Origin of the sequence: Paenibacillus sp. FSL H8-0175, assembly GCF_045040615.1 — a bacterium.
Lineage (GTDB): Bacteria > Bacillota > Bacilli > Paenibacillales > Paenibacillaceae > Paenibacillus_AQ > Paenibacillus_AQ odorifer.
In genome coordinates this window covers 2,679,531-2,701,189 of the sequence record NZ_CP150299.1, presented here as the reverse complement: position 1 = coordinate 2,701,189, position 21,659 = coordinate 2,679,531, and the positions used below count along the sequence as shown (strand labels likewise).

The following is a 21,659-nucleotide window of genomic DNA, read 5'->3' as shown; positions in this document are numbered from 1 at the left end:
GGGTAAGGGCTTTTGCTCATATCCCCCTCCATCCTCCACCCCTTTAAGTCGCTATTCGAGCTTACACACTAGTCAGAATAACAGGCTCACCTTTAGTCACGATAATCGTATGTTCAAACTGTGCTACCCGACCGTTATCTACAACACTTAGCGTCCAGCCATCCGATTGCTGCTCCACATAGTCCGCTCCAGTCGAGAGGAAGGGCTCTATTGTAATTACTTGTCCTTCCTTTAGCACCGTGGTCACTCTTGGATTATAGAAGGGTAGAATTTCAAAAGGCTTCTCATGCAGTGATTTGCCAATTCCATGGCTGCACAGATTACGCACCACTCTATAACCGCGTTTGCGAGCTTCAAGTTCCATCATTCTGCCGATCTCGTTAACCTTCATTCCTGCCCGCAGATGATTGATCACACTCATCATGGTTTCCTCTGTACTCCGGCATAAACGCAGAATATCATCGTTATAGGGCGGCAGTTGAAAAGAAACGCCAGCATCCCCATAATACCCATTCAGCTCAGCAGAGACATCAATGTTGATCAAATCGCCAGCATTAATCACTCTCGGACCCGGAATACCATGAGCAACCTCTTCGTTCACACTGATGCAGGTGCTGCCCGGGAAATTATAAGTTATCTTCGGGGCTGAGGATGCTCCGAAGCTTTCCAGAATCTCAGCTCCAATAAGATCTAACTCCGCAGTCGTCATCCCAGGGGTTACTTTCTTTTTCATCTCGGCGATGGTGTGGCCCACCACTTTTCCAATAGCTTTTAACCCTTCTAAATCTTGTACCGTATCACTTGTCATCCAACACACATTCCTCTCACTTCATGAATTAATCATTTGTCGAGCCTCTGAAATGCACTCCCTACCCACTGAAAAGTATCTTCCACTTGTTTGCCTGCTGCGTTATCGTAGTAACTTCTCTTGAAGCTATGCTCATCAACTTTATCCAGTTTTATGGAATACCGCTCAGGACTGCTGATAAACAGCTGATTTTCAGGTTTAATAGGTAGTTCTTCTATCACGTTATTTCTTCTGAGTGTAAAAAGCTTGTAGAAATAACCGTTACTCGTTCCATATTGTCCGATCGTAAAATCGGGATCACCATCTCCATTATAATCCTCAAACTGAAGCTGAAAAAAATCATTAAAGGTCTGGGCAAATTGATCATTTAACGGATAGCTACTCAGTGTTTTTCCATGCTCATCAGTCACTACTAGCCTAAATCGGCCACTCCAGTTTCTTCCCGCTAACGGACTCGGTGTAGTCCAATCTTCGCTATATGTCCCCTCTAGCAGTTGCAGATTTAAAAATCCCGCTCTCCCTGTGACCGGAGACAGTTCATTATGTGATAGGGTTACTGGACCTGTTACCTCGACAGAAGTCTCCACAGGGTCTGCCTGTTCAATGTTCTCCGTATCGATTGTTCCATAAATGAGCTTTCTTAACTGGTCAGAGTTTTTTACAGGAATTGTATAGCCCTGACTGCTGTTCTCTGCTGTAGTAAACATCCCTTCATGTCCAAGTTGATCTCCAAGCGCTATGTAATAATCTTCCGAATAGCCGTCCCCATAAACAAGCTTCATTTCAAATTCCGGACCCCAATCCAGATCATCAGAAAATTTCTTACTCTTGTTCATAGCCTCCGCAAGCGTCTTGATCAAAACAGAATCCTTTAGCGTTAAGCTCTCTGAGTGCAAAGGACGATCCGCTTGTTTCTGATCACTCGTTGCCACGGGTGTCAACGACACGCCTTCGATCCATCTGGCATTGATGAAGCCCAAATCACTTTTACATCCGCTTAACACTACGACCAATAACAAAGGTGCTATCCATATTAACCGCCTAATGCGAATCGCCTCCAATACATAAGCATATTCCAATTATAACAGTGTCTATAAATATATAAAAACGACTTTATGAACACGCGATTAAAAAAAGACTACAACCTGCTTATTAAAGCGTGGTTCTAGTCTTAAAATGGCAATTGATTAGATTGCTCCCATCGTTTTGAGCCAAGCATCCGCAATAAGTGCATGACCTGCAGGAGTAGGATGTACTCCATCATATGCCCAGTAAGCCGGTTCTGCTTTTACGGAAGCCGCTGCAAAAAGTCCATCTAGCGGAACCAGCGGCGCCCCATATTCACGTGCCAGCTCGCGGACAATATGAATTTTAGGATCAAGATCCTGACGCCAAGTTCTACGATCTTCCGGTACAGGCAAAACAAAAGGCTCTATAAGCACTAATTTAGCATCCAAAGATTTCCGAGTACGTTCGATCAGGTCCCGATATGAAGCTTCAAACTGCTCGGGAGTGGTTTCTTCACCAGAATCAAAACGCCGCCAAGTGTCATTAATTCCAATATAAATGGACACCCAAGTCGGCTTCAAATCCAGACAATCCTTATCCCAACGTCCCTGTAAATCAACAATACGGTTGCCACCAATACCACGGTTAATAAAAGTAAGATTCTTCTCTGGATATAAATACCCCAGACGAGCGGCGACCATCATTGCATAACCTACTCCAAGTGATGAAGCGTCTTCATGATTACGCCCCCAGTCTGTTATGCTGTCCCCTTGAAACAGAATGACATCGTTTTGTTGGAATATCATAAATGAAATCCTCCTCTAACTACCTCTGTTAATATAACCCAATCTATTATATCAAATACAATGAATACAGCCTACTGTGAAACATCAATAATGCAAACATTTCACTAAAAAAACAATAACAAAAACCCCGCTCAGATTTGAGCAGGGTTTAGGGTTAAACTATATTAGTAAGCTAGGCTGAACAATCCTTTAATGTGGGACAAGTAACGGATATTACTTGCTTCCTTCATTAGAGTTGCAGGCAAGCCTTTTAACGGAGTAGAACTTGCACCAACGATGGCAACACCGTCTTTACGGCCTAAGCTAGCAAGTGTACCAGAGTTGATTGGGCTAAAGCTTTCAAACGATTTATTTTTCAAGAAGGCATACAGATTGTATCCGATCAATTCACCCATTTGCCAAGCAATTTGCGCAGTTGGAGGGTAAGGACGTCCATCTTCTGCAAAGACCACCGCGCTGTCACCAGCAACGAATACATCTTTGTGGGAAGTGGATTGCAAGAATTCATTCACCGTTGCACGACCTCGGTTAACTTCAAGACCCGATTCGCCGATGAGTGGATTTCCTTGTACGCCACCAGTCCATACAAATGTGTTAGCAATAATTTTTTGACCGTCTTTCAAGTCAATCGCATTGCCTTCTACATTCGTAACAGGAAGACCTGTCAGGAATTGAACACCACGTTTCTCCAAGCTTGCTACAGCACGTTCGATTAATGCATCTGGCAATACTGGAAGGATTTTAGGACCTGCTTCAACGAGCATTAGCTTAATTTCTTTAGGATCAACGCCATATTTTTTAGTAAGTGTAGGCAATACATCCGCGATTTCACCAACAAGCTCAACACCTGTTAAGCCGCCGCCACCGATCAGGATGTTTGCATCTGCTTCATTTTTCGATTTCGCATATTCACGAATACGATCTTCAATATGTTGATGAATTTTGTTAGCATCTGCAGCTGATTTCAATACCATACTGTATTGTTCAAGCCCTGGAATGCCAAAATAAGCTGTAGTGCTGCCAAGACCTACAACAAGCGCATCATAAGTAAGTGTCACACCATCAGAAAGAACAATTTGTTTGTTCTCCACAGAAAATGAATTAACCTTCGCGATTTTCAGGTCAATATCTTTCCCTGCGAAAAGCTTAGTTAGAGGCATAGCTACAGCACCCTCTGCAACATTACCTGCTGCAAGACGATGCAATTCTGTAATGATTTGGTGTGTAGGATACTGATTAACTACAGTAATTTTAGCTTCATCTTTTTTGAGATATTTGCGTACGGTTAAGGCGCTTAGTAGACCACCATAACCTGCTCCTAGAATGACAATATGTTTAGACATGATGTTTCCTCCGTCCCTTACGTATAAGATATGAAAATGATTATTTCTGCTTACTGCGTTCTCCAGCAACTTGAAGGTATGCATTTACGAAACGGAAAAGCTTTTGCGCTTGTGGATCTTTCAACAACTTCATAAGACCAAAAAGACCAATAACTTCGTTACTTTCATTCGCACGATCTTTTGCTTCGATCACTGTAGCTGCCATATTCTTCGCGGAATGCACTACAGGTTCAGCAAGTTCTTTAATTGCACTTACCGTATCACTTTTCAAGACATCATCCGCTGCGACAGTTTGCACAAAGTCATAGGACTTTGTAAGCACGCCAACAAGCTCAGTTAATTTTGGCAGCTGTTCCACCAAGACTGTTAATGATTCCTGAACTTCTGGTTTCAAGAGCTGTTCTAGAACATCCATTTGTTCCTTGCTAACAGCTACTTTTGGTGATTCTTGTTCAGGTTGTGTTTGAGTGATTGATTCTGACATATCCAAATCTCCTCTGCAATAAGCTTTGCTGCTTAATAGTAATGAAAAACATAAGAACTTTTAACGCCATATTTCTATTATAGCACTTATCAAGTTATAAATGTCACAAAGTTTTTGAATTTCCATAAAAATTTGTGATTTTTATTACATTATAATAAATTATTTAAATTACTAGTGTTAATTAAAACCGTTTGAGTGAATTAATGTACAAATTCATTCAAATTCTTCTCAGTTTTCAATAAAACATCCACAATGTCCATATTCTTCTCTGTTAGAAGTAACCTGAAATAAAGAGAACGCAGGAAGTTCTTTGTATTTATTCGATTAACGTACTGGCTGTGGCTTCTAGGCCAACTGCCACATTGCGCCAAGTTGAGAATCCAATCGGTTATAGACTGCTGTGGAAGTAAATGATGATCGATGATTGTAACTATAATAGTAGCAATCCTTTCATCTTCTTCGTCCCTGAATATGTATTGATCGTTATAAAGCATCTTTTGAATAACTGCCAGAACCTCTTCCCGCACCGCGGCATCACTCTCCGAGCATAAAACCAGCTCATCCAAGGCGTCGGCGCCATGGGCTGCTGCGTGTGCCCAGCCTTCTTTTTCCATATAACCTCTTAAGTCCCGTTCTTCCTCATAATAACGAATCAAACCCTGCTTCACCTTTATAAATTCAGAGCTATCCAATATAGCCATTTCCCTATGCCTCTGGAGAATAAGAGCAACAACCAATACAGAAAATGTTCTTGTATACACCGTCAGATCTTCTTTATTCCCAATGTGATAAAAAAGATGCTGCTCGTCAAGAAGTATCCACAGCAGTTCACGAAGCTCCGCATCATTAAACCAATGTTTCTCATTAATCCATTTGTAGAATGTGGAATAAATCAATTCATCACGCAGTACAGGCTCGGGATCTCCTATATGCTCAAGCATCAACTTCACATAATCCTTTATGTCCTCTCCACTTCTAAGCTCGTAGTCATTCTCTTCGATTCTTTGCAAATCTATCATCAATTGTTCTCTACTATTAATCAATTTATCCACCCTTTCATCCACTGTGTTTCTACATATCCTAATATCCTAATTTATGTCCTATTTTTTGACAACAGGGTGTTCAAGATTAACTTCAATAAATTTTATCATTGACGAATTTTTTAAGCTGTGTTATTTTGAGTTAGTAACATTTAGTTAGTTCATTTACAAATATCAGGTGTTGATATTTTACAACCGAATACATACACAACGGAGGAATACTTATGAGCGCTTTTACAGACTTGATTCAGTCACGCAGATCCGCTATGAATTTTGTGGAAGGGGTTATCATCCCTCAGAATGAATTAGAGGAAATGTTCTCTTATGCCAGATTGGCACCCTCGGCCTATAATCTACAGCATACAAATTACAAAGTGATATCTAACGAGAGCTTAAAAGAAGAAATTCGCGAAGCAGCTTACGGCCAATATAAAATCCATACTGCTTCAGCAGTTATTGTAGTGCTAGGAGATAAGCATGCTTATCAGCAGGCTCCAGAAATCTATGGCGGGCTTAAAGCTTTAGGAGCGATGTCACAAGAGGAATATGATGAGCAAATAGAGATGATTAACAATGCTTACATTGATAAGGATGCTTTTCAAAGAGATGAAGCAATACGTAATGCCTCTCTCTCTGCCATGCACTTTATGCTGATCGCCAAAGATAAAGGCTGGGATACCTGCCCGATGATCGGCTTCGATGCTGATGCTATCCAATCCACCTTGAATCTGCCGGATCATATGGTACCTGCTATGCTGATCACGATCGGCAAAGACAAAAAACATAAAATCAGACCCCGCGGCTACCGTAAGCCAGTTAACGAATTCGTTGAATTCATCTGATTATAGATACAGCAAAACGTTCCATCCGAGGCAAGTAGCGGGTGGAACGTTTTTTAATTGGAACTCATCATGAAGATAATGAACCGTACGCCCGATATACAAGAGGGGCTCTACTTCGCATATTGTAAAATGGCTATCGCTGCTCGTTCCCGTCGTTCGGAGTCATCACAAATCAAAGCATCTTTCAAAATATTAAGCGCCTTAGAGAGTGTCTCCTCATCCAATTCCAGCGGACTATTCACTTCTTGTTCATTAGCAGAAACACCTGTAATCCACAGATCCAAGCGAGCACTTGGTTTGGGACCCTTATATTGTACAACCGGTGCACTTTGGTTAAATAACTCCCGCACGCCTGTGTTTAGTTCAGAAATCGGCACACTTTTCAACCACGTCACACCACGCCGATGGCATGTACCCTCGTCAACATTATCAGTAAACTCGTTGTAAAAATAATCTCCGAGGTCCCCGAGATGTACCCAATCTCCATCGGCCACCAGCACATAATCTCCATCTTGCATCGTATGTACAAATAGCTGAAGGGCTTGCAGATGTTGCGTAAGCTCCAACTCACTATATTGGTATGTGCCAATCAATCGATCACGAAGTTCCTCTGTGCTTAGATTCTCCAGATCCCCTATTCCGGGGTAGCCGATACTCACATAATTATCCTCCAAAAATGTGGTGATCCGCTCAATCCCCAGTGGCTTCGATCCCATCCGAAACAGATTCATATGTCATTCCTCCAAATACTTAATAAAATGCTTGTAGTAGCCCTTGGATTTGGGAGTAACAAACCGTCCATCATTCGCAGAATCCTTCATTAGTTTATGAAGCTTCGGACCTCCAGTATAGGGATCTACTACGCTAGCCTTAAGTCGTGTCGCTTGGATTGCCTTCTGAGGACAAGAATAAACACAACGCATACATAATAAACAATTTTGACTGAAAACAATTCTTTCTACGCCGCTACTAATATTGGATGTTGGACAGTTTCTGACACATTTTAAGCATAGTGTGCAAGCGTCCGTTGTACGCAATCCTTTGGCGAAGTATTTTCCCCCTTGGTGCTCCTCACAATAATATACTGTTCTCAGAACCCGCTCCAACACAGGGTGAATCGGCAGATTTCGTGGTGTCCGCTTTACGATTTCCTCTGCAAACAATTCCACCTTACGCTGTGCGGCTTGATACAACTGCTTATTCAACCTGTCATCATATTTAATATAAAAATTACATGGCATCGCCAAAATCGAATTGTGAAAGGGATTATATCCCTTCCCACGCAAAGAACGAAGCACCGTATTCGAAGCACCGTTATTGATATAGTGTGGAGAGGATGCCGTTTTGAATACAAATGCCGGGGTTCCATTACAATCAGGTAGCCCTTCTGCAAAACGTTCAACAAAACCGGAAGCGCCAAAGCCTAGAACCGGATGACCAATACCTATAAGATCATAGGCTTCATATTCTACAGAACGAGTGCCTTTAAAAACATCTTCCACTCTAAACAAATCTACATCTTGCCCTTTACTTCTTAGCCTTTCAGCAAATTGCTTAGCAATAATCTCCGTATTGCCCGTACCTGAGAAATAAAATATGGCCGTCTTTGCATTATGCATTCCATCCCCTCCCAGATCAAATATACCTCATTCCCGTCTGGGAAAGCTGTGAAGTTGAGATGGGTTTTGGCTATTTGGGACTCAGTTGCCCTTATTTCCATGATTTCGCTCGTTTTACCACACTATCGGACTCAGTTGCAGCTATTCGCTCAAATGCACTCCTTTTCTGCACAAATCAGGGGCAATAAGAGCTATACAGTCCGAAACCTTCGCAATATGAACCAATGTGCTGAAATAGCTGCAATACGGTCCGCTACGATCTCAATCGAGCAAAAGGTAGCTGGTTTCGAGATGTAGGCGGCTAAGTTTGGGACGTAGACGGCTAGGTTGAGTAATAGGTAGCTAATTCCGCACGAAGTAGTTAAGTTGAGCTATAGGGAGCTAATTCCGCACGAAGTAGTTAAGTTGAGCTATAGATAGCTAATTCCGCACGGAGTAGATAAGTTGAGCCCAAGACAGCTAGTTTAAGCAATGGGCAGCACGTCTAGGATCAAATTTGGCAGGCGATGTTCTTTTTAGCAACTGTCCGGACTCAGTTGCTATTTCCATAATTTCGCTCGTTTTATCACACTATCGGACTCAGTTGCAGCTATTCGCTCAAACCTACTCAAATACTGTACTTAACAAATCCTCAATCATGCGTCCTCACAGGAGTAATTAAAAAAAGTGTGGACGAAGATGCGTCTACAGGCAGGATCACCAGCGGCCTTTCTTTTCCCGCGAACCTGATTCTAAGCGTCTCACTATCGATCGCCCGAAGGATGTCCCTGAAATATTTTCCGTTAAAGGCTACTCGAAAATGATCACCTTCCAGATGCTCCAAAGGAATCTCTTCTTTTACATCCCCAATTTCTGCAGTCTTGGACACTAAACTTAACGTGTTAGAAGGAAGTACGCTGAGCAAAACACTCTCACCAGCCAATATAGAAATACGTTCAACCACATGTAATAAACGGTCTTTCTTAACAATCACTTCGGAGAGGTACGCTTTTGGGATTAAATTATTGACAGAGGGATAAGTTCCTTCTAGAAGAGCAGACTGAACCCTCAATCCATTAGAAATAAATCTGATCTGCTTGGGGCCTATTTCTAAATCGGTGCTGCTGCCTGCATCATCGTTTAATATTTTTAAAAGATCCTCCAGGGTGCTGCCCGGGATTACAACATCTAAAGGAATTGTCCCGTAATCTTCTACGCTTTCAACAACATGCTGGGCGAAGCGGATGCCATCAGTGGCGACTACACGAATATTATGCTTCTCTATTTGCAGCAAAACTCCTGTAAGCACAGGTCTGGTTTCCGATGAAGAGACCGCAAAAACCACTCTTTTAAATATTTGCTTCAGGAGAGTGTTCTTCATGCTTAACCTTTGAATGTTTGGATGATCTATGTATTGGATTCTTGGAAACTCTGCCACATCCATTCCACATAAACGAAATTGAGTGCTCCCTGATTGAATATTTAATATCAATGACTCTTCGATTTCCAGCCTAATTAGTCCAGGATCAAGCTTACGAATGATCTCATAAAAATAACGCGCCGGAACGACGATCTCACCTGTGTTGTGCACAACCACCGAATCCATTTTCACAGGGAGCTTATATTCAATGGTCATCCTTATATTGCTGGCTGTTAATATCAGACCCTGAGTTTGCGCTTGAATAAGTATTCCTGATAGAACACGTGAGGAGCAATTCGCGGATATGGCTTTTAATGCTGCCTGTAAAGCGGTACTAAGAGAATCTTTTGATACATGGATTAGCAAAGACTTCACCTAACTCTCCTTAGATTCCTTTACAAAATGCGCCTCAATGATGTTCCGAAATACTTGGGAGCGAGATGCGTTCTGATCCGCGCAAGCCTGCTCTATCTCCTGCCAAATGTCCTCAGATAACGTCAGTGATACCTTTTTAGTTACACCAGTGCTTTTTCTACCTGCACCTTCCCGAAGACCTCCCCTTGTAAAAAGAAACCCCAACTGCCCGTCTTTAGTGGCTACACCTACTTTGACTTTATCCTTGTTGTTACTTGCGCTATCGCTAGTGACTTTATCTTTAATTTCGCTAATACTGCTCCCCTTGTGTTCGCCTTCGAATTTATGATCACCCAATCCCTCACACCTCCATATTTGAATTTAGTAACTTAAATCAATATATCCACTAATTTCATAATACCATAATCGCCATTAATCCACCACATTTCTAACCACAAAAAAACACCCCAAAGATCGGAGTGTGTGCGGTGAGCTGGGCATGAGTTGGGTATTGCAACGTTAACCCATGGATTTTTTTATTTTGCTTAAAATCGTTTGGGAATCTATGAGTTAATTGCACTTTATACAACTATAAACAATACATTGTGCTGCCCGAGCGAAATAAGTGTATTCTCTGCAACTAAATTCAACGATATTAACAAATTAGTGTGAAAAGACTTCTTTTAACTGCACCAAATGCAACTAAAAGTGACTAAGCTTCTTATCTCCTGCAAATAAGTGTATAAACTGCAACTATCCCGTTTGCCCGCTCGCGGACACACGCACACACACCCTCATCATGCCACTAACCCAATCTTTATCCCCTCACGCACACCCTCATCATGCCACTAACCCAACCTTCCTCCCCTCTCCCTCACCTCATCATACCACTAACCCAACCTTCATCCCCTCACACACCCTCATCATCCCACTAACCCAATCTTTATCCCCTCACGCACACCCTCATCATCCCACTAACCCAATCTTTATCCCCTCACGCACACCCTCATCATGCCACTAACCCAACCTTCCTCCCCTCTCCCTCACCTCATCATGCCACTAACCCAACCTTCATCCCCTCACACACCCTCATCACGCCACTAACCCAACCTTCCTCCCCTTTCATATACCCTCTCCCAAAGACTCCTTTCCCTACAACTCCCATCACCATTACCTCAGAACTCCCTACTCATGTAAAAATAGCTCGCCTCATAACTCAACGCGCGGCACATATTAACATCTACTCTTCCACCCACGCGCCTTACTGAAACTACACTATCTCAGGATGTTCTGATAATTTGGTGGGAAGTCTGACTTTTTGGGGTCTTTTAGATGCTTGAACGATTCAAGCTTCACCTTAGGACCAGGAGAGATCCTAAAAGTCATGGTATCTTCTCCAACTGAAATATGTGGACCAACTGTAGGATATACGTTAAGTGTAATCAAGAAATCAAACCCACGGAAACCATTGAGCCGCTTCACCTCAGTCACATCCACAAAGTAAGGATAAACCATTGGCGATTCTCGCAAAAGCGGCGAATAAATATCTGCAATCTTTTTCTCAATATGAGGTAAAAGAAATAACATCAGCATGTCTTGAAACTTAAGTTCGCGAGAATCTTGATCTGGCAGTTGAAGTCCCGAATCAGACCTGGAAGGTGTTACAGATTGAGGTTGAATTAACCTATTTGCGGAGCAAGGTTGTGGCGTCAGAAATAGCATCACTGCGACAAGAAGGGGAGCAATCCAGCTTTTTTTCATCACAATAGCCTCCTTAGGGAACTTTATATAAATTCCCCAAAGAGACCCTATTTCTATACGTTAAATCTCAATCCTGTTAAAAAGAAAGGGTTCTCCCTTAAGATAATTTTTCAGGATCGCTAACGCATACGGCTGTTCTGCTTTTAGACCCTCGGTTTCCCTCGGATCGGATGCGTGATGGCAATAATTTTCGATCATAACCATGACCGTAAAATTCTCTAAAGTCTGAACCCACTCCCCGTCAAGCTTGGCGATACTTTCGTACCCCTTAATGACCCCTTCTCTTTGCAATGGATACAGTCCAAGAAGGGTATGTGCCACGTCATAAAGATAATACCCCCAACCACATCTCCCAAAATCAATCGGCCGAGGCTCACCCTCTTTAAATATGATGTTGCCTTGATGTAAATCTCCATGAATAACGCCATAAGACCTTCTGTTCTTATTTTTATGCTGCTTGCTTAACCAGTTGAATAATTTCTCAGCTGCCGACTGATACAGCACAAACTCATCATCCGTAAGAAAACAATGATAATGCAGCTTTAAACGAAGCATTGCTTTTCGAAAGCTATGTTCATCCCAAACAGGACGATTAAAGCCAGGGGGTAACTCCAGCTCCTGTGCCGCCTTATGTAGCTTGGCTAATAGAACGCCTTCTTTGTAAATTTGTTCTTCGGTAAGATTTTCATTCGCATGCTCCCCTTCAACCCAGCGCATTAAAGAGGCATAAACACCTTCTCCATTTCCCTGTTCCACTCTGAACGTTACAGCACCCGTGCGATCATGAACACCTTTTGGCAGGGGGACATCAATTTTGCTCTTCAAAAGCTCCAGCCACGCGATTTCGGAGTTAATTTCCTCTTTAGATCTCCCCGAATGAAGGCGCAGTAAAAAAGTTCCCTCTTTATTAGTTTCGATAACAAAGGTACAGGTATCCGATAGCTGGTTAAAACGAATCTGCGTCCAATCCAGGTCAAAGTTCTGAAGCGCTATTAAAGCTGCCTGCTTATAATTTTTTCTCATCGCAAAGGAAGGAACAATTCAGTCTCATCGGGCCAGGAAGGGTTCGCAAATTGATAGATTTCTATAACCAATCCACGATCATTACTCTGCAAACTGCTATTAAATTCTCGCTTCATTTCCGGCAATTCAAGCACTTGGACTTGGCCTTCATCATTCATAAATAACCATCCCTTCAATGATCTATAAAAATGAAAACTATCTGAAAAAATATTTATCTTGAAAATATTTTCAGAAAACTAAATAATAGAAAAACAATACTTACATGTCGGATCTATCATCTTAACCAAGGTGGAGCTTCATTACAGGCAGAAGAAAGGTTGAACATCGGCATCATGAATGCAATTCCAAACCTCAACAAGGCACAAACACGCAAAGAGCGAGCAGGGAAAGAGCCCTTTCCCATCTCTATACTCTCTCTTACGGTAGGCGCTTTTGCAATTGGTATGACTGAGTTTGTTATTATGGGTATTTTACCAAATGTGGCCAACGATTTACAGGTTAGTATTTCGACTGCTGGCCAACTCATTACAATGTACGCACTTGGAGTGGCCGTTGGCGCACCCATCCTGACCATTCTCACGCAGCGCATTCCGCAAAAGAAACTGTTATGTCTTCTCATGATTCTTTTTATACTGGGCAACGGAATCTCTGTGTTTGCACCAAACTATACCGTTCTCATGGTAGCTCGTATAATTACAGCTTTAACTCATGGTACTTTTTTTGGGGTTGGCGCAGTCATTGCATCCAATCTTGTACAACCCAATAAGCGGGCCGGAGCCGTATCTATTATGATGGCAGGTTTAACGATAGCCAATATTGTCGGAGTTCCTCTAGGAACATTTATTGGACAAAGTATGGGCTGGCGGGCCTCGTTTGCAGCGATTGCTGTCATGGGAGTCGCCGCGCTGATCGGCATCCTCATTTTTATTCCAAAGCTTAAACAAGAGAAACCAGCGAGTGTTATCCAGCAGATTGCTGCTCTGGCTAATCCAAAGCTGCTGCTATTCTTATTGATCGGGGCGTTAGGGAACGCCAGCTTGTTCACCGTGTTCACATATATTACTCCACTGCTTGAAGAAGTGACCGGTTTTGCTGAACATAGTGTGACTTGGATTCTAGTCTTATTCGGCTGTGGGGTGACCATCGGGAACATCGTTGGCGGAAAGCTTGCGGATTGGAAGCTGATGCCTTCTATCGTGGGACTTTATTTTGCAGTCAGTATGATTCTAACGATCTTTTCCTTCACGATGCATAGCCCAATAGCTGCGGTAATCACAATATTTTTCTGGGGTATGGTGTCCTTTGCCGTCATGCCAGGTCTGCAAATACGGATTATGAGTCTGGCTCAGGCAGCCCCTGCACTTGCTTCAACGACCAGCCACTCCGCCGGGAATCTCGGTAACGCAGCGGGTGCCTTTATTGGCGGTTGGGTTATTTCTCATCTAGCGATCACTTCGCTTCCTTGGGTCGGTGCGGTTCTAGTGGGCCTTGGTCTGGTATTAGGCATAGCTTGTTTTGTAGCAGAACGGAAAGAAACTGTAGCGTAAGCTTTATAGATATGTATACAAAAACGAGGGTGCTCCCAAAGTCATCATGGCTTGAGGCACCCTCGTTTTTTATATTTCAGAGGAACAATTCTGCTCTTCTAATCTTCAACATCTGCTTTGCACCTTTTTGAAATTCATAAGGAACCTCTAGTTCCTCTGCAGTAAACCCTTGCCTCACCAAATCATCAATAAGGCGGTCTAAATGCTCATACCTTTTACAAGAGAGGTCGACTAGTGGAAAGATTCGAAGCTCGCCTCTCGTCACCCGCATGAGTTCCTTAACAGTCTCTAAATGAAATTCATAGTCCAGCCGATCGCTGTACATAAATAGAAAGTGAGCAGATAATGTCAGATCAAATGCTTCATCCGCAAATGGCAGATCCGGAAGTATCACAGGAACATATCGCTGCGGGGTTTGTCTTCGATCCTTAGTGCTGGCGGTTAACGCTGCGTTCCTCGCTTCGGTCAGTCCCTCGATTGATTTAAAGTAGTTCCAAACGAAATTATCCTGTACTTTTTCCATTCCGGACATCGCATGTGCAATATCTTGAGCCCCTTTGTCTGCCAGCTCATCTTCAGAGTAATAGTAAGCAATATCAGCAGCCGTTACTTCACCACCCAACCGATTCGCTATTGCTGTAAAAGAGCAAGCACCCGCAGGACAATCCAGAATGCTCTGGCCGATAAGATCTGATTCCAGCAAATCAAACATACGTATATATTCCTCATAGGTTCTGCCAATAAAAACAATTCTCTCCAAATCAAGTTTTCCCTTTGCTCCGCTCATCTCAGCTCACCTTTCCTCTTCTAGGCTCATCTACACTTCTACTTCTGTTTTAATATACGAATAAGGTAATCCATTAGAATACCCAAAATCAAAAACGTTCCAAAATGAATAATATACGTTGGGAATCTGACGCTGATTAACGCACTAGTGGTTCCCCATCTCGAATTGTTTACATCAACCATGAAGCTTTCAAAAGGTTCTGTAAAGATCAGTGTATCTATAATAGGGTTCAAACGTACAAGAATAATATTCGCGATCCCCACCCCCAGATAGTCACTCAGACAGATGATGATACTTATAATCGAAAGCCAGAAACTGAATTTCCTCCTAAAAAACATCAAACACCGCCCTTTCTATTTTTTCTATTTCTTAACAATTCGTTTAAAATTCAAAATATCCTTGTCACGGTTAGTTCCTGTTTTAAAAAATGATACAATCTGGAGCTCGCTTGCTTAAGCGGATAATCTGAAAGTTTACATAGGATCCCACAGGTCATATCAATAACCTTCCCCTCCAGCTTCCGTACTATAGTTCCTGCTGGGGCTGGATTCAGCACAATCTCAGGAACAAGTGCCACACCTAAACCACTTCCCACAAAATATTTCAGCGCTGTCATGCTCCCAATCTCCATTGTATCTAGTGGCGGCCCGCCTGATTCCTGCAGCACACTTACTAATTTTTTACGATAAGGACAATTCGCTGCCGTAATCAGTAAGCGATGACTCTGTAGATCCTCTGGGGTGATACGTTCCTTGGATGCTAGCGGATGCTCTTCTGGCAAAAGTAACAAGAATTCCTCCGCAAATAAGGGTTCAAAATACAGCTCCTTACCGAGCTCTGGTGCCGAACACACTGCCAAATCAATTTCACCACGCAGGAGTAGTTCACTAAGTGCGGCGGTTCCCGCAATATCCACGGAGATCTTCACTTTAGGGAATTGCACCATAAACCTACTTAAAAGCTGCGGCAAACGATAGCTCGCCGTAGGGTCCGTTACCCCTAATCGCACGTTGCCAGCTTCCCCTATTTTTAAATCAGCCAAACGGCTCTCTAGTCGTTCCATATCTTTAACAATATGTAGGCTCTCTTCATAAAACAATCTGCCTGCTTCTGTTAAGCTGATTTGCTTCCCCCGCTCAAGCAATTGACATCCCAGATCAGATTCAAGCCTTTGCATCTGCATCGTAACTGTAGATTGGGCATAGTTCAATTCTTCTGCTGCGCGATTAAAGCTTCCGGAAGTTACGATCGTTTGAAAGGTTTTTATTGTTTTTAGATCCATCCTAGGGCCCTCCCCTATTCAATTCAAATTAATTGAACCAAACCTTCATTATATTCAATTATACGAAATCCACTTTTCTCTATAGAATACTTTATAACAACAACATACGCCAACATAAGGAGTGATTGAGGGTGGATCTCAACAATAAAGTCGCATTAGTAACCGGTGGAGGGACTGGAATTGGCAAAGCTGTAAGCTTGGAGTTATCCAAACGCGGAGCCCACGTCGTAGTGAACTATTCTAGATCTGAGGATGAAGCCAATGAAACCGTAAAGACGATTCTGAATCAAGGAGGGCAGGCTATAGCAATACAAGCGAATGTGTCTAAAGATCAGGAAGTGCGAAGTATGGTCGATTCGATTATTCAGCATTTCGGGACAATAGATCTGCTAGTGAATAACGCCAGTATAACTAAACATATTGCTCTCGGAGATCTGGAAAAGGCAACAGAGGAAGTATGGGATGAGTTATATGATGTAAATGTGAAAGGAATGTTTTTCTGCGCCAGAGCGGTTGCACCGTATATGAACCAAAAAAATTCAGGAGCCATACTCAATCTCGGCAGCATCGCTGGACAGACAGGCTTAGGCTCATCCCTTCCTTATGCCGTCTCCAAAGCGGCTGTCCACGGTCTTACCAAATCGCTGGCACACGCGCTGGCTCCCCATATTAGAGTTAACTGTGTAGCACCGGGAGCCGTTGCTACTAGATGGTGGTCTGGACGAGAAGAACAAATGCATAAACTAGCCCCTAATCTGCTGCTTCAGCATATTTCAACCGCCGAGAATATCGCCCAGTTCGTCTGCGCTGCGCTAGAACAGGAAGCAATGACTGGACAGATCATTACCATAGATAGCGGACAAACATTGTAACAGCCAAAACAGCAAATGGTATTTCAGAACTACCTTTAAATATCATTAGCTGGTTTTTGCGTACCGTACAGGAGGAAGTGAAGCGTTGATAGCATAATTGGGGAATTTCTCCCTAAAATTCTAAGTTTTTCGGTCATCCAGCCAATAATTAGAGAAAAACTCCCTAATTATTGGTTAATTTGCTGGAAACTAACGAATACGCCTGATTTTCAGGGAAGAATTCCCTGATTTCGTTGATTTAAAGCAAATATCGGCTATTTTCAGGGAGGTTTTCCCTAATTTTTATATAGCCAACACTATAGGAACCATAAATGCATCCGACATACCACATAACGTATACCACACCCCCTCTCATAGAACGTAGCACATAGCGTACATACCACCTATAGCCTGAGGGTTAAAGTAAGAAGCTGCCCCAAAAGTAGAATTTTCTACTTTTAGGACAGCCTCTTCAGCATAACTATTGGTGAAGATTCTTAGTTAGGTTCATTACCCCAGATCAGGTTACCTGAGATGTAGGCGGGCGCTTTTGTCCAGTCTACAAAATTGGTATCAACCGCATTAAAGGAGTAATCTCCGGTTTGAGTGTAATTTGACCAATCCTCTTTAGCTACTCGCACTTGGATATCGATGCTCGCACCCGCAGCTAGTGAACCTGCTGCACTCGAGAATCCAAGCTCCAGATAATAATCCGCATCCGCTTTAGCCGTTGGCAGCTTCACAAACGTGCCCGTTACATTCGCGCTTCCAGCCTGTGACCAATCGCAGAAGAAGCTTTGTGCCTTCTCTCCGTCAATTGTGTAATAATATCTTAATTTCACATCAGAAAGTGCAACGGCACTTGTACTTGTGTTCACCAGCTTAAACTTTGGATTTAGCGTATTTCCGGAAGCTGTCACTGTACCGTTATACATCTGCACTTTCAGTGCTGCTGTAGGAGCTACTGACGTATCTGAGAGAGTGACAACCAAGGATTGTGCCGCTCCGGCACTAAACTCAAAGGTCAGCGTTGTCGTTCCTACCGCTTGAGTTGCCAAATACTCCTTCTTGAGAGTGACTGTTGATCCACTTACCGTATAATCCGTTCCGGCTACGAGGGTTGCCGTTCCGTTCTTGATCGCACTCAGCGTATTTCCGTTCAACGTCATAGTTACTGCAACGTCTGCCTGATTTGCTGTTTTCTTATCAAATCCCGCGCTTGTTGGCGTTATCGTGGAGTTGGATACTGGTGTTGTAGTATCCGTTACCGCTACCGCCAAAGATTGTGTAGCTCCAGCGCTAAAGCTGAACGTCAGCGTTGTCGTTCCTACCGCTTGCGTCGCTAAATACGCTTTTTTAATCGTCACTATTGATCCACTTACCGTATAATCCGTTCCGGCTACGAGGGTTGCCGTTCCGTTCTTGATCGCACTCAGCGTGTTTCCGTTCAACGTCATAGTTACTGCAACGTCTGCCTGATTCGCTGTTTTCTTATCAAATCCCGCGCTTGTTGGCGTTATCGTGGAGTTGGATACTGGTGTTGTAGTATCCGTTACCGCTACCGCCAAGGATTGTGTAGCTCCAGCGCTAAAGCTGAACGTCAGCGTTGTCGTTCCTACCGCTTGCGTCGCTAAATACGCTTTTTTAATCGTCACTGTTGATCCACTTACCGTATAATCCGTTCCGGCTACGAGGGTTGCCGTTCCGTTCTTGATCGCACTCAGCGTGTTTCCGTTCAACGTCATAGTTACTGCAACGTCTGCCTGATTCGCTGTTTTCTTATCAAATCCCGCGCTTGTTGGCGTTATCGTGGAGTTGGATACTGGTGTTGTAGTATCCGTTACCGCTACCGCCAAGGATTGTGTAGCTCCAGCGCTAAAGCTGAACGTCAGCGTTGTCGTTCCTACCGCTTGCGTCGCTAAATACGCTTTTTTAATCGTCACTGTTGATCCACTTACCGTATAATCCGTTCCGGCTACGAGGGTTGCCGTTCCGTTCTTGATCGCACTCAGCGTATTTCCGTTCAACGTCATAGTTACTGCAACGTCTGCCTGATTTGCTGTTTTCTTATCAAAGCTTGCAGTTATTGGCGTAATGGTCGAGCCTGTAGCTGGTGGATTTACAGGATCAGCATACAAGGTGCCTCGGCCATTCGTACCGAGATATACACGTCCATAGATTCTTGGATCCCCAGTAATCGCCATATTGATCTTAGCGTATTGGTGAGCATCGTCATTAATACGAACCCAAGTTGCGCCAACATCATCGGAACGGAATACGCCCCGTACACCATCAATCTTAGCTACGGTGTACAATGCCATATAAGTTTGGCCCGGAGCAGCCTTCCCATATCCAATAAGATCAGCTTCTTCTACATTCGTTAACTTCGTGAAGCTCGCACCTGAATTAGTGGAGTGCCATAGACCATATTTATTCTCAACCGTATTCCCTCCGGCGAACCAGATGTCACCTTCAATACCTGGAACTGCCTTCATACTGATTTGGGCTTCATTCGGCTGTAATCCAGCCACATTATTGGTCGGGAAGCCCGAAGCTGCGGTGGCAGTAAATGTAGCTCCACCATCCACACTTACATAGAAGGTTCCTGCATAAAATCCATAGTATTTGTTAGGATTCACGCGATCAGACGCTATCTTCGCTCCAGCCGGTAATCCTGCACTTGCTGTCCAAGAATTGCCTGAGGTTTTGGAATAATACACCCCGATATCTGAGGTGCTCCACAGAATGGAATTACCACTTGCAGAGACAGCTACTTGTCCATGGCCCACCGTTGTTTTGGTTCCATTGGAAGGCTCGGAGTTTGGCATGTACCAGTTCACTCCACCATCGTTAGAGATACCAATGGACTTCATACTTGGCGTTTTTTCTTTATCTGCACTGCCTACCCGCACCATATAGGACGGACTCAGTTCAGCATAGTCAATACTCATCGTCGTTGCCCATGAAGGACTGGTCTGGAATTTAGTCGGCGCTACCGACAAATCCTCATGACGGAAACCGGAAACGTCACCAAGTGCAGTGATCAAATGGGAGGTTCCTGTTGGCGGGCTAATTAGCCCCAGCACTGCAGTTTCCTCCACACCTTTTGCCATGACAGAGATATTTACCTTGCCTCCGGTATCCCATGAGGTCAAATTGTTCGAGCCATAAATTGTTGCTCCAGTGCCGTACATCATTCGATTCGAGTTAAATGGATCAATTTCCAAATCACCCATCATCCAGCCTAGCTTCGGTGAAGGATCCAGGGATGTTGAAGTAGTTCCATGATCGAGCCATGGAGCAGCGGTGATGTCCATGCTGAACTTATAAGTCCGTTCTGGATAATTGCCCCAATCCCAAATGCGACTCCAAGTAGCCCCACCATTGGTACTGCGGAAAATAACTTCATCAGGCCACCAAGCGTTTAAGCTGGATACCATCAATGTGTTAGGGTGCTGAGCATCCAGCGCCAATCCACCAAAGCCATACCAGTTATCTTCACCGGTCGTAGGACTGATATTGGTCCAAGCCCCACTAGTTTTGTTGTATTTCCAAACTTCACCCTTACTGCCATCATAGGGACCTACACCATTACTATAAGTAATATAGAGATCACCTGTGGATGACAGCTCGCCGTGATGTGGCAAGAACCCCGTAGGTTGTCCAGCCAGAGCTGTCCAGGTTACTCCACCATCTGTGCTCCGATATACGCTGCTAGCCGTATCGGCCACACCGACATATATCGTTTGAGTAGCGTTGCCAAGTGTACCTGTGCTCTTATCGAAAGTGATCCAAGACAATCCGACAAGATCATTTCCATAATCAAGTGTCGGATTCTGAATATACGTTCCTACGTTTGGAAAAGAGGTTACCTTTGACCAAGTTACACCCGAATCAATACTCTTCCAGAGACCATTACCACTTCTAGCTCCAAAATAGAGAATGTTGTTCTTATTGGGGTCGATGACTAGACGTTCACCAGCGGAACGGCCAGGCATATTGCCACCTACTTTAAAAGGCAGTGGAGTAGTTTGCCAGGTGTTCCCCCGGTCATTAGAGCGCATAATCTGGCCATTATTATCCCAATGATTAGTATACGTACCCGTTGCCATGTAGACTTTATTAGGATCAATTGGGTCTGTAGCCAGAGCATCAACACCATTCTTGTTCCAATCCACCCAGCCTACCGAGTCACTAATTGATGTCCAGCTAGATGTAGCTTGATTCCAGCGATAGGCCCCGCCAATATCTGTTCTGGCATAAATCAGATTCGGTTCAGTTTGATTAAAAATAATTCCGGGTACAAAGCCCCCGCCAGCTCCCGTTACAACGCTTTTCCAGGTGTAAGGTTCACTTGAGGCTGCATGGGTAGTAGCTGGGAATGCAGAGAATAAAGAGCCTACCATCGCGCCAAGCAGGACCAAAAGTCCTGTTTTCCGGATACGGTTACGAATCACGTTTTACGCCTCCTACGATATAATTGGTTTGTTTATGCCTTCTTCTTACTCTATATCCCTGCTCCTCCCTCCCCCTTAATCCATACCTTCAGAACTTAGACTCCATTTTCTGATAACGCTTTCATTATAATGGTAAGGTTTTTCATTATCGAGAGAAAATGGTTATATTTTGCAGAAGATTGTCTCTAAAAATCGTACCATTTTCACACTTCTGGATACAATTTCACTAAATTTTGATTGAAAATAAT

20 protein-coding genes and 1 pseudogene are annotated in these 21,659 nt (G+C 43.4%); 3 read left to right on the top strand and 18 right to left on the bottom strand.

Translation table 11 applies throughout. The annotated features are described in order from the left end of the window. Positions 1-61 precede the first annotated feature (61 nt). From map to MHH46_RS11575, 6 genes are all read right to left on the bottom strand, one after another. Positions 62-808, bottom strand: a complete 747-nt coding sequence (map, locus tag MHH46_RS11600) for a type I methionyl aminopeptidase (RefSeq protein WP_036685897.1) — start codon at positions 806-808, stop codon at positions 62-64. Positions 809-840: 32 nt separating this feature from the next. Further along, positions 841-1,887 carry a hypothetical protein gene (locus tag MHH46_RS11595; RefSeq protein WP_179088247.1) on the bottom strand — a complete coding sequence of 349 codons (1,047 nt, stop codon included), beginning with the start codon at positions 1,885-1,887 and terminating at the stop codon, positions 841-843. A gap of 108 nt (positions 1,888-1,995) precedes the next feature. Further along, a complete protein-coding gene (locus MHH46_RS11590) occupies positions 1,996-2,622 on the bottom strand; it encodes an SGNH/GDSL hydrolase family protein (protein ID WP_036685894.1) in 627 nt (208 codons plus the stop codon). 164 nt (positions 2,623-2,786) lie between these two features. Next, the gene (locus MHH46_RS11585; protein ID WP_076189793.1) at positions 2,787-3,965 is read right to left on the bottom strand and encodes an NAD(P)/FAD-dependent oxidoreductase; all 1,179 of its coding nucleotides are present in this window, start codon (positions 3,963-3,965) and stop codon (positions 2,787-2,789) included. A gap of 40 nt (positions 3,966-4,005) precedes the next feature. Beyond that, positions 4,006-4,449, bottom strand: a complete 444-nt coding sequence (locus MHH46_RS11580) for a DUF1641 domain-containing protein (protein WP_036685888.1) — start codon at positions 4,447-4,449, stop codon at positions 4,006-4,008. A 200-nt stretch (positions 4,450-4,649) separates the two neighbouring features. Further along, positions 4,650-5,492 (bottom strand): DUF2785 domain-containing protein, encoded by an 843-nt coding sequence (locus MHH46_RS11575; RefSeq protein WP_076190145.1) that lies wholly within the window; start codon positions 5,490-5,492, stop codon positions 4,650-4,652. Between the two features lie 221 nt (positions 5,493-5,713). Here MHH46_RS11575 and MHH46_RS11570 point away from each other — a divergent pair, with 221 nt between their 5' ends. Next, positions 5,714-6,331 (top strand): nitroreductase family protein, encoded by a 618-nt coding sequence (locus MHH46_RS11570; protein ID WP_076189792.1) that lies wholly within the window; start codon positions 5,714-5,716, stop codon positions 6,329-6,331. A gap of 110 nt (positions 6,332-6,441) precedes the next feature. Here the strand turns inward: MHH46_RS11570 and MHH46_RS11565 are convergent, their stop codons facing one another. The 7 genes from MHH46_RS11565 to MHH46_RS11535 all read right to left on the bottom strand — a co-directional run bounded on the left by MHH46_RS11565 (position 6,442) and on the right by MHH46_RS11535 (position 12,645). Beyond that, positions 6,442-7,062, bottom strand: a complete 621-nt coding sequence (locus MHH46_RS11565; protein WP_076189791.1) for a hypothetical protein — start codon at positions 7,060-7,062, stop codon at positions 6,442-6,444. 3 nt (positions 7,063-7,065) lie between these two features. Beyond that, positions 7,066-7,950, bottom strand: coding sequence for an EFR1 family ferrodoxin (locus MHH46_RS11560; RefSeq protein WP_076189790.1), 885 nt, complete (start codon positions 7,948-7,950; stop codon positions 7,066-7,068). Between the two features lie 631 nt (positions 7,951-8,581). After that, the gene (gene dnaN, locus MHH46_RS11555; protein WP_076189789.1) at positions 8,582-9,724 is read right to left on the bottom strand and encodes a DNA polymerase III subunit beta; all 1,143 of its coding nucleotides are present in this window, start codon (positions 9,722-9,724) and stop codon (positions 8,582-8,584) included. Next, positions 9,725-10,060: a hypothetical protein gene (locus tag MHH46_RS11550; RefSeq protein ID WP_256715846.1), complete on the bottom strand. Its 336-nt coding sequence runs from the start codon at positions 10,058-10,060 to the stop codon at positions 9,725-9,727. It abuts the gene before it with no gap. A gap of 918 nt (positions 10,061-10,978) precedes the next feature. Further along, a complete protein-coding gene (locus MHH46_RS11545) occupies positions 10,979-11,464 on the bottom strand; it encodes a DUF3888 domain-containing protein (protein ID WP_076189788.1) in 486 nt (161 codons plus the stop codon). 60 nt (positions 11,465-11,524) lie between these two features. Beyond that, the gene (locus MHH46_RS11540) at positions 11,525-12,487 is read right to left on the bottom strand and encodes a phosphotransferase enzyme family protein (protein WP_076189787.1); all 963 of its coding nucleotides are present in this window, start codon (positions 12,485-12,487) and stop codon (positions 11,525-11,527) included. Continuing rightward, positions 12,484-12,645 carry a hypothetical protein gene (locus tag MHH46_RS11535; RefSeq protein WP_175618940.1) on the bottom strand — a complete coding sequence of 54 codons (162 nt, stop codon included), beginning with the start codon at positions 12,643-12,645 and terminating at the stop codon, positions 12,484-12,486. The genes MHH46_RS11540 and MHH46_RS11535 overlap by 4 nt, the downstream gene beginning before the upstream one ends. Before the next feature lie 174 nt (positions 12,646-12,819). On the opposite strand from MHH46_RS11535, the gene MHH46_RS11530 reads away from it, so the two are divergent. Continuing rightward, complete coding sequence (locus tag MHH46_RS11530; RefSeq protein WP_076190144.1) at positions 12,820-14,034, top strand: MFS transporter; 1,215 nt, start codon at positions 12,820-12,822, stop codon at positions 14,032-14,034. 76 nt (positions 14,035-14,110) lie between these two features. On the opposite strand, the gene MHH46_RS11525 is transcribed toward MHH46_RS11530, so the two are convergent. The 3 genes from MHH46_RS11525 to MHH46_RS11515 are packed head-to-tail and all read right to left on the bottom strand — an operon-like array spanning position 14,111 to position 16,103. Then, positions 14,111-14,821 (bottom strand): SAM-dependent methyltransferase, encoded by a 711-nt coding sequence (locus tag MHH46_RS11525; RefSeq protein WP_076189786.1) that lies wholly within the window; start codon positions 14,819-14,821, stop codon positions 14,111-14,113. Between the two features lie 38 nt (positions 14,822-14,859). Then, complete coding sequence (locus MHH46_RS11520; RefSeq protein WP_076189785.1) at positions 14,860-15,159, bottom strand: hypothetical protein; 300 nt, start codon at positions 15,157-15,159, stop codon at positions 14,860-14,862. 50 nt (positions 15,160-15,209) lie between these two features. Beyond that, the gene (locus MHH46_RS11515; RefSeq protein WP_076189784.1) at positions 15,210-16,103 is read right to left on the bottom strand and encodes a LysR family transcriptional regulator; all 894 of its coding nucleotides are present in this window, start codon (positions 16,101-16,103) and stop codon (positions 15,210-15,212) included. 131 nt (positions 16,104-16,234) lie between these two features. Here MHH46_RS11515 and MHH46_RS11510 point away from each other — a divergent pair, with 131 nt between their 5' ends. After that, positions 16,235-16,975, top strand: a complete 741-nt coding sequence (locus MHH46_RS11510) for an SDR family NAD(P)-dependent oxidoreductase (RefSeq protein ID WP_076129915.1) — start codon at positions 16,235-16,237, stop codon at positions 16,973-16,975. Positions 16,976-17,451: 476 nt separating this feature from the next. Here the strand turns inward: MHH46_RS11510 and MHH46_RS11505 are convergent, their stop codons facing one another. Next, positions 17,452-18,234: a X2-like carbohydrate binding domain-containing protein gene (locus MHH46_RS11505; RefSeq protein WP_339191176.1), complete on the bottom strand. Its 783-nt coding sequence runs from the start codon at positions 18,232-18,234 to the stop codon at positions 17,452-17,454. Further along, positions 18,208-21,360: pseudogene (locus tag MHH46_RS11500) on the bottom strand (X2-like carbohydrate binding domain-containing protein); the annotation flags it as partial. The pseudogene MHH46_RS11500 and the gene MHH46_RS11505, both read right to left, overlap by 27 nt. Between the last annotated feature and the right edge of the window lie 299 nt (positions 21,361-21,659).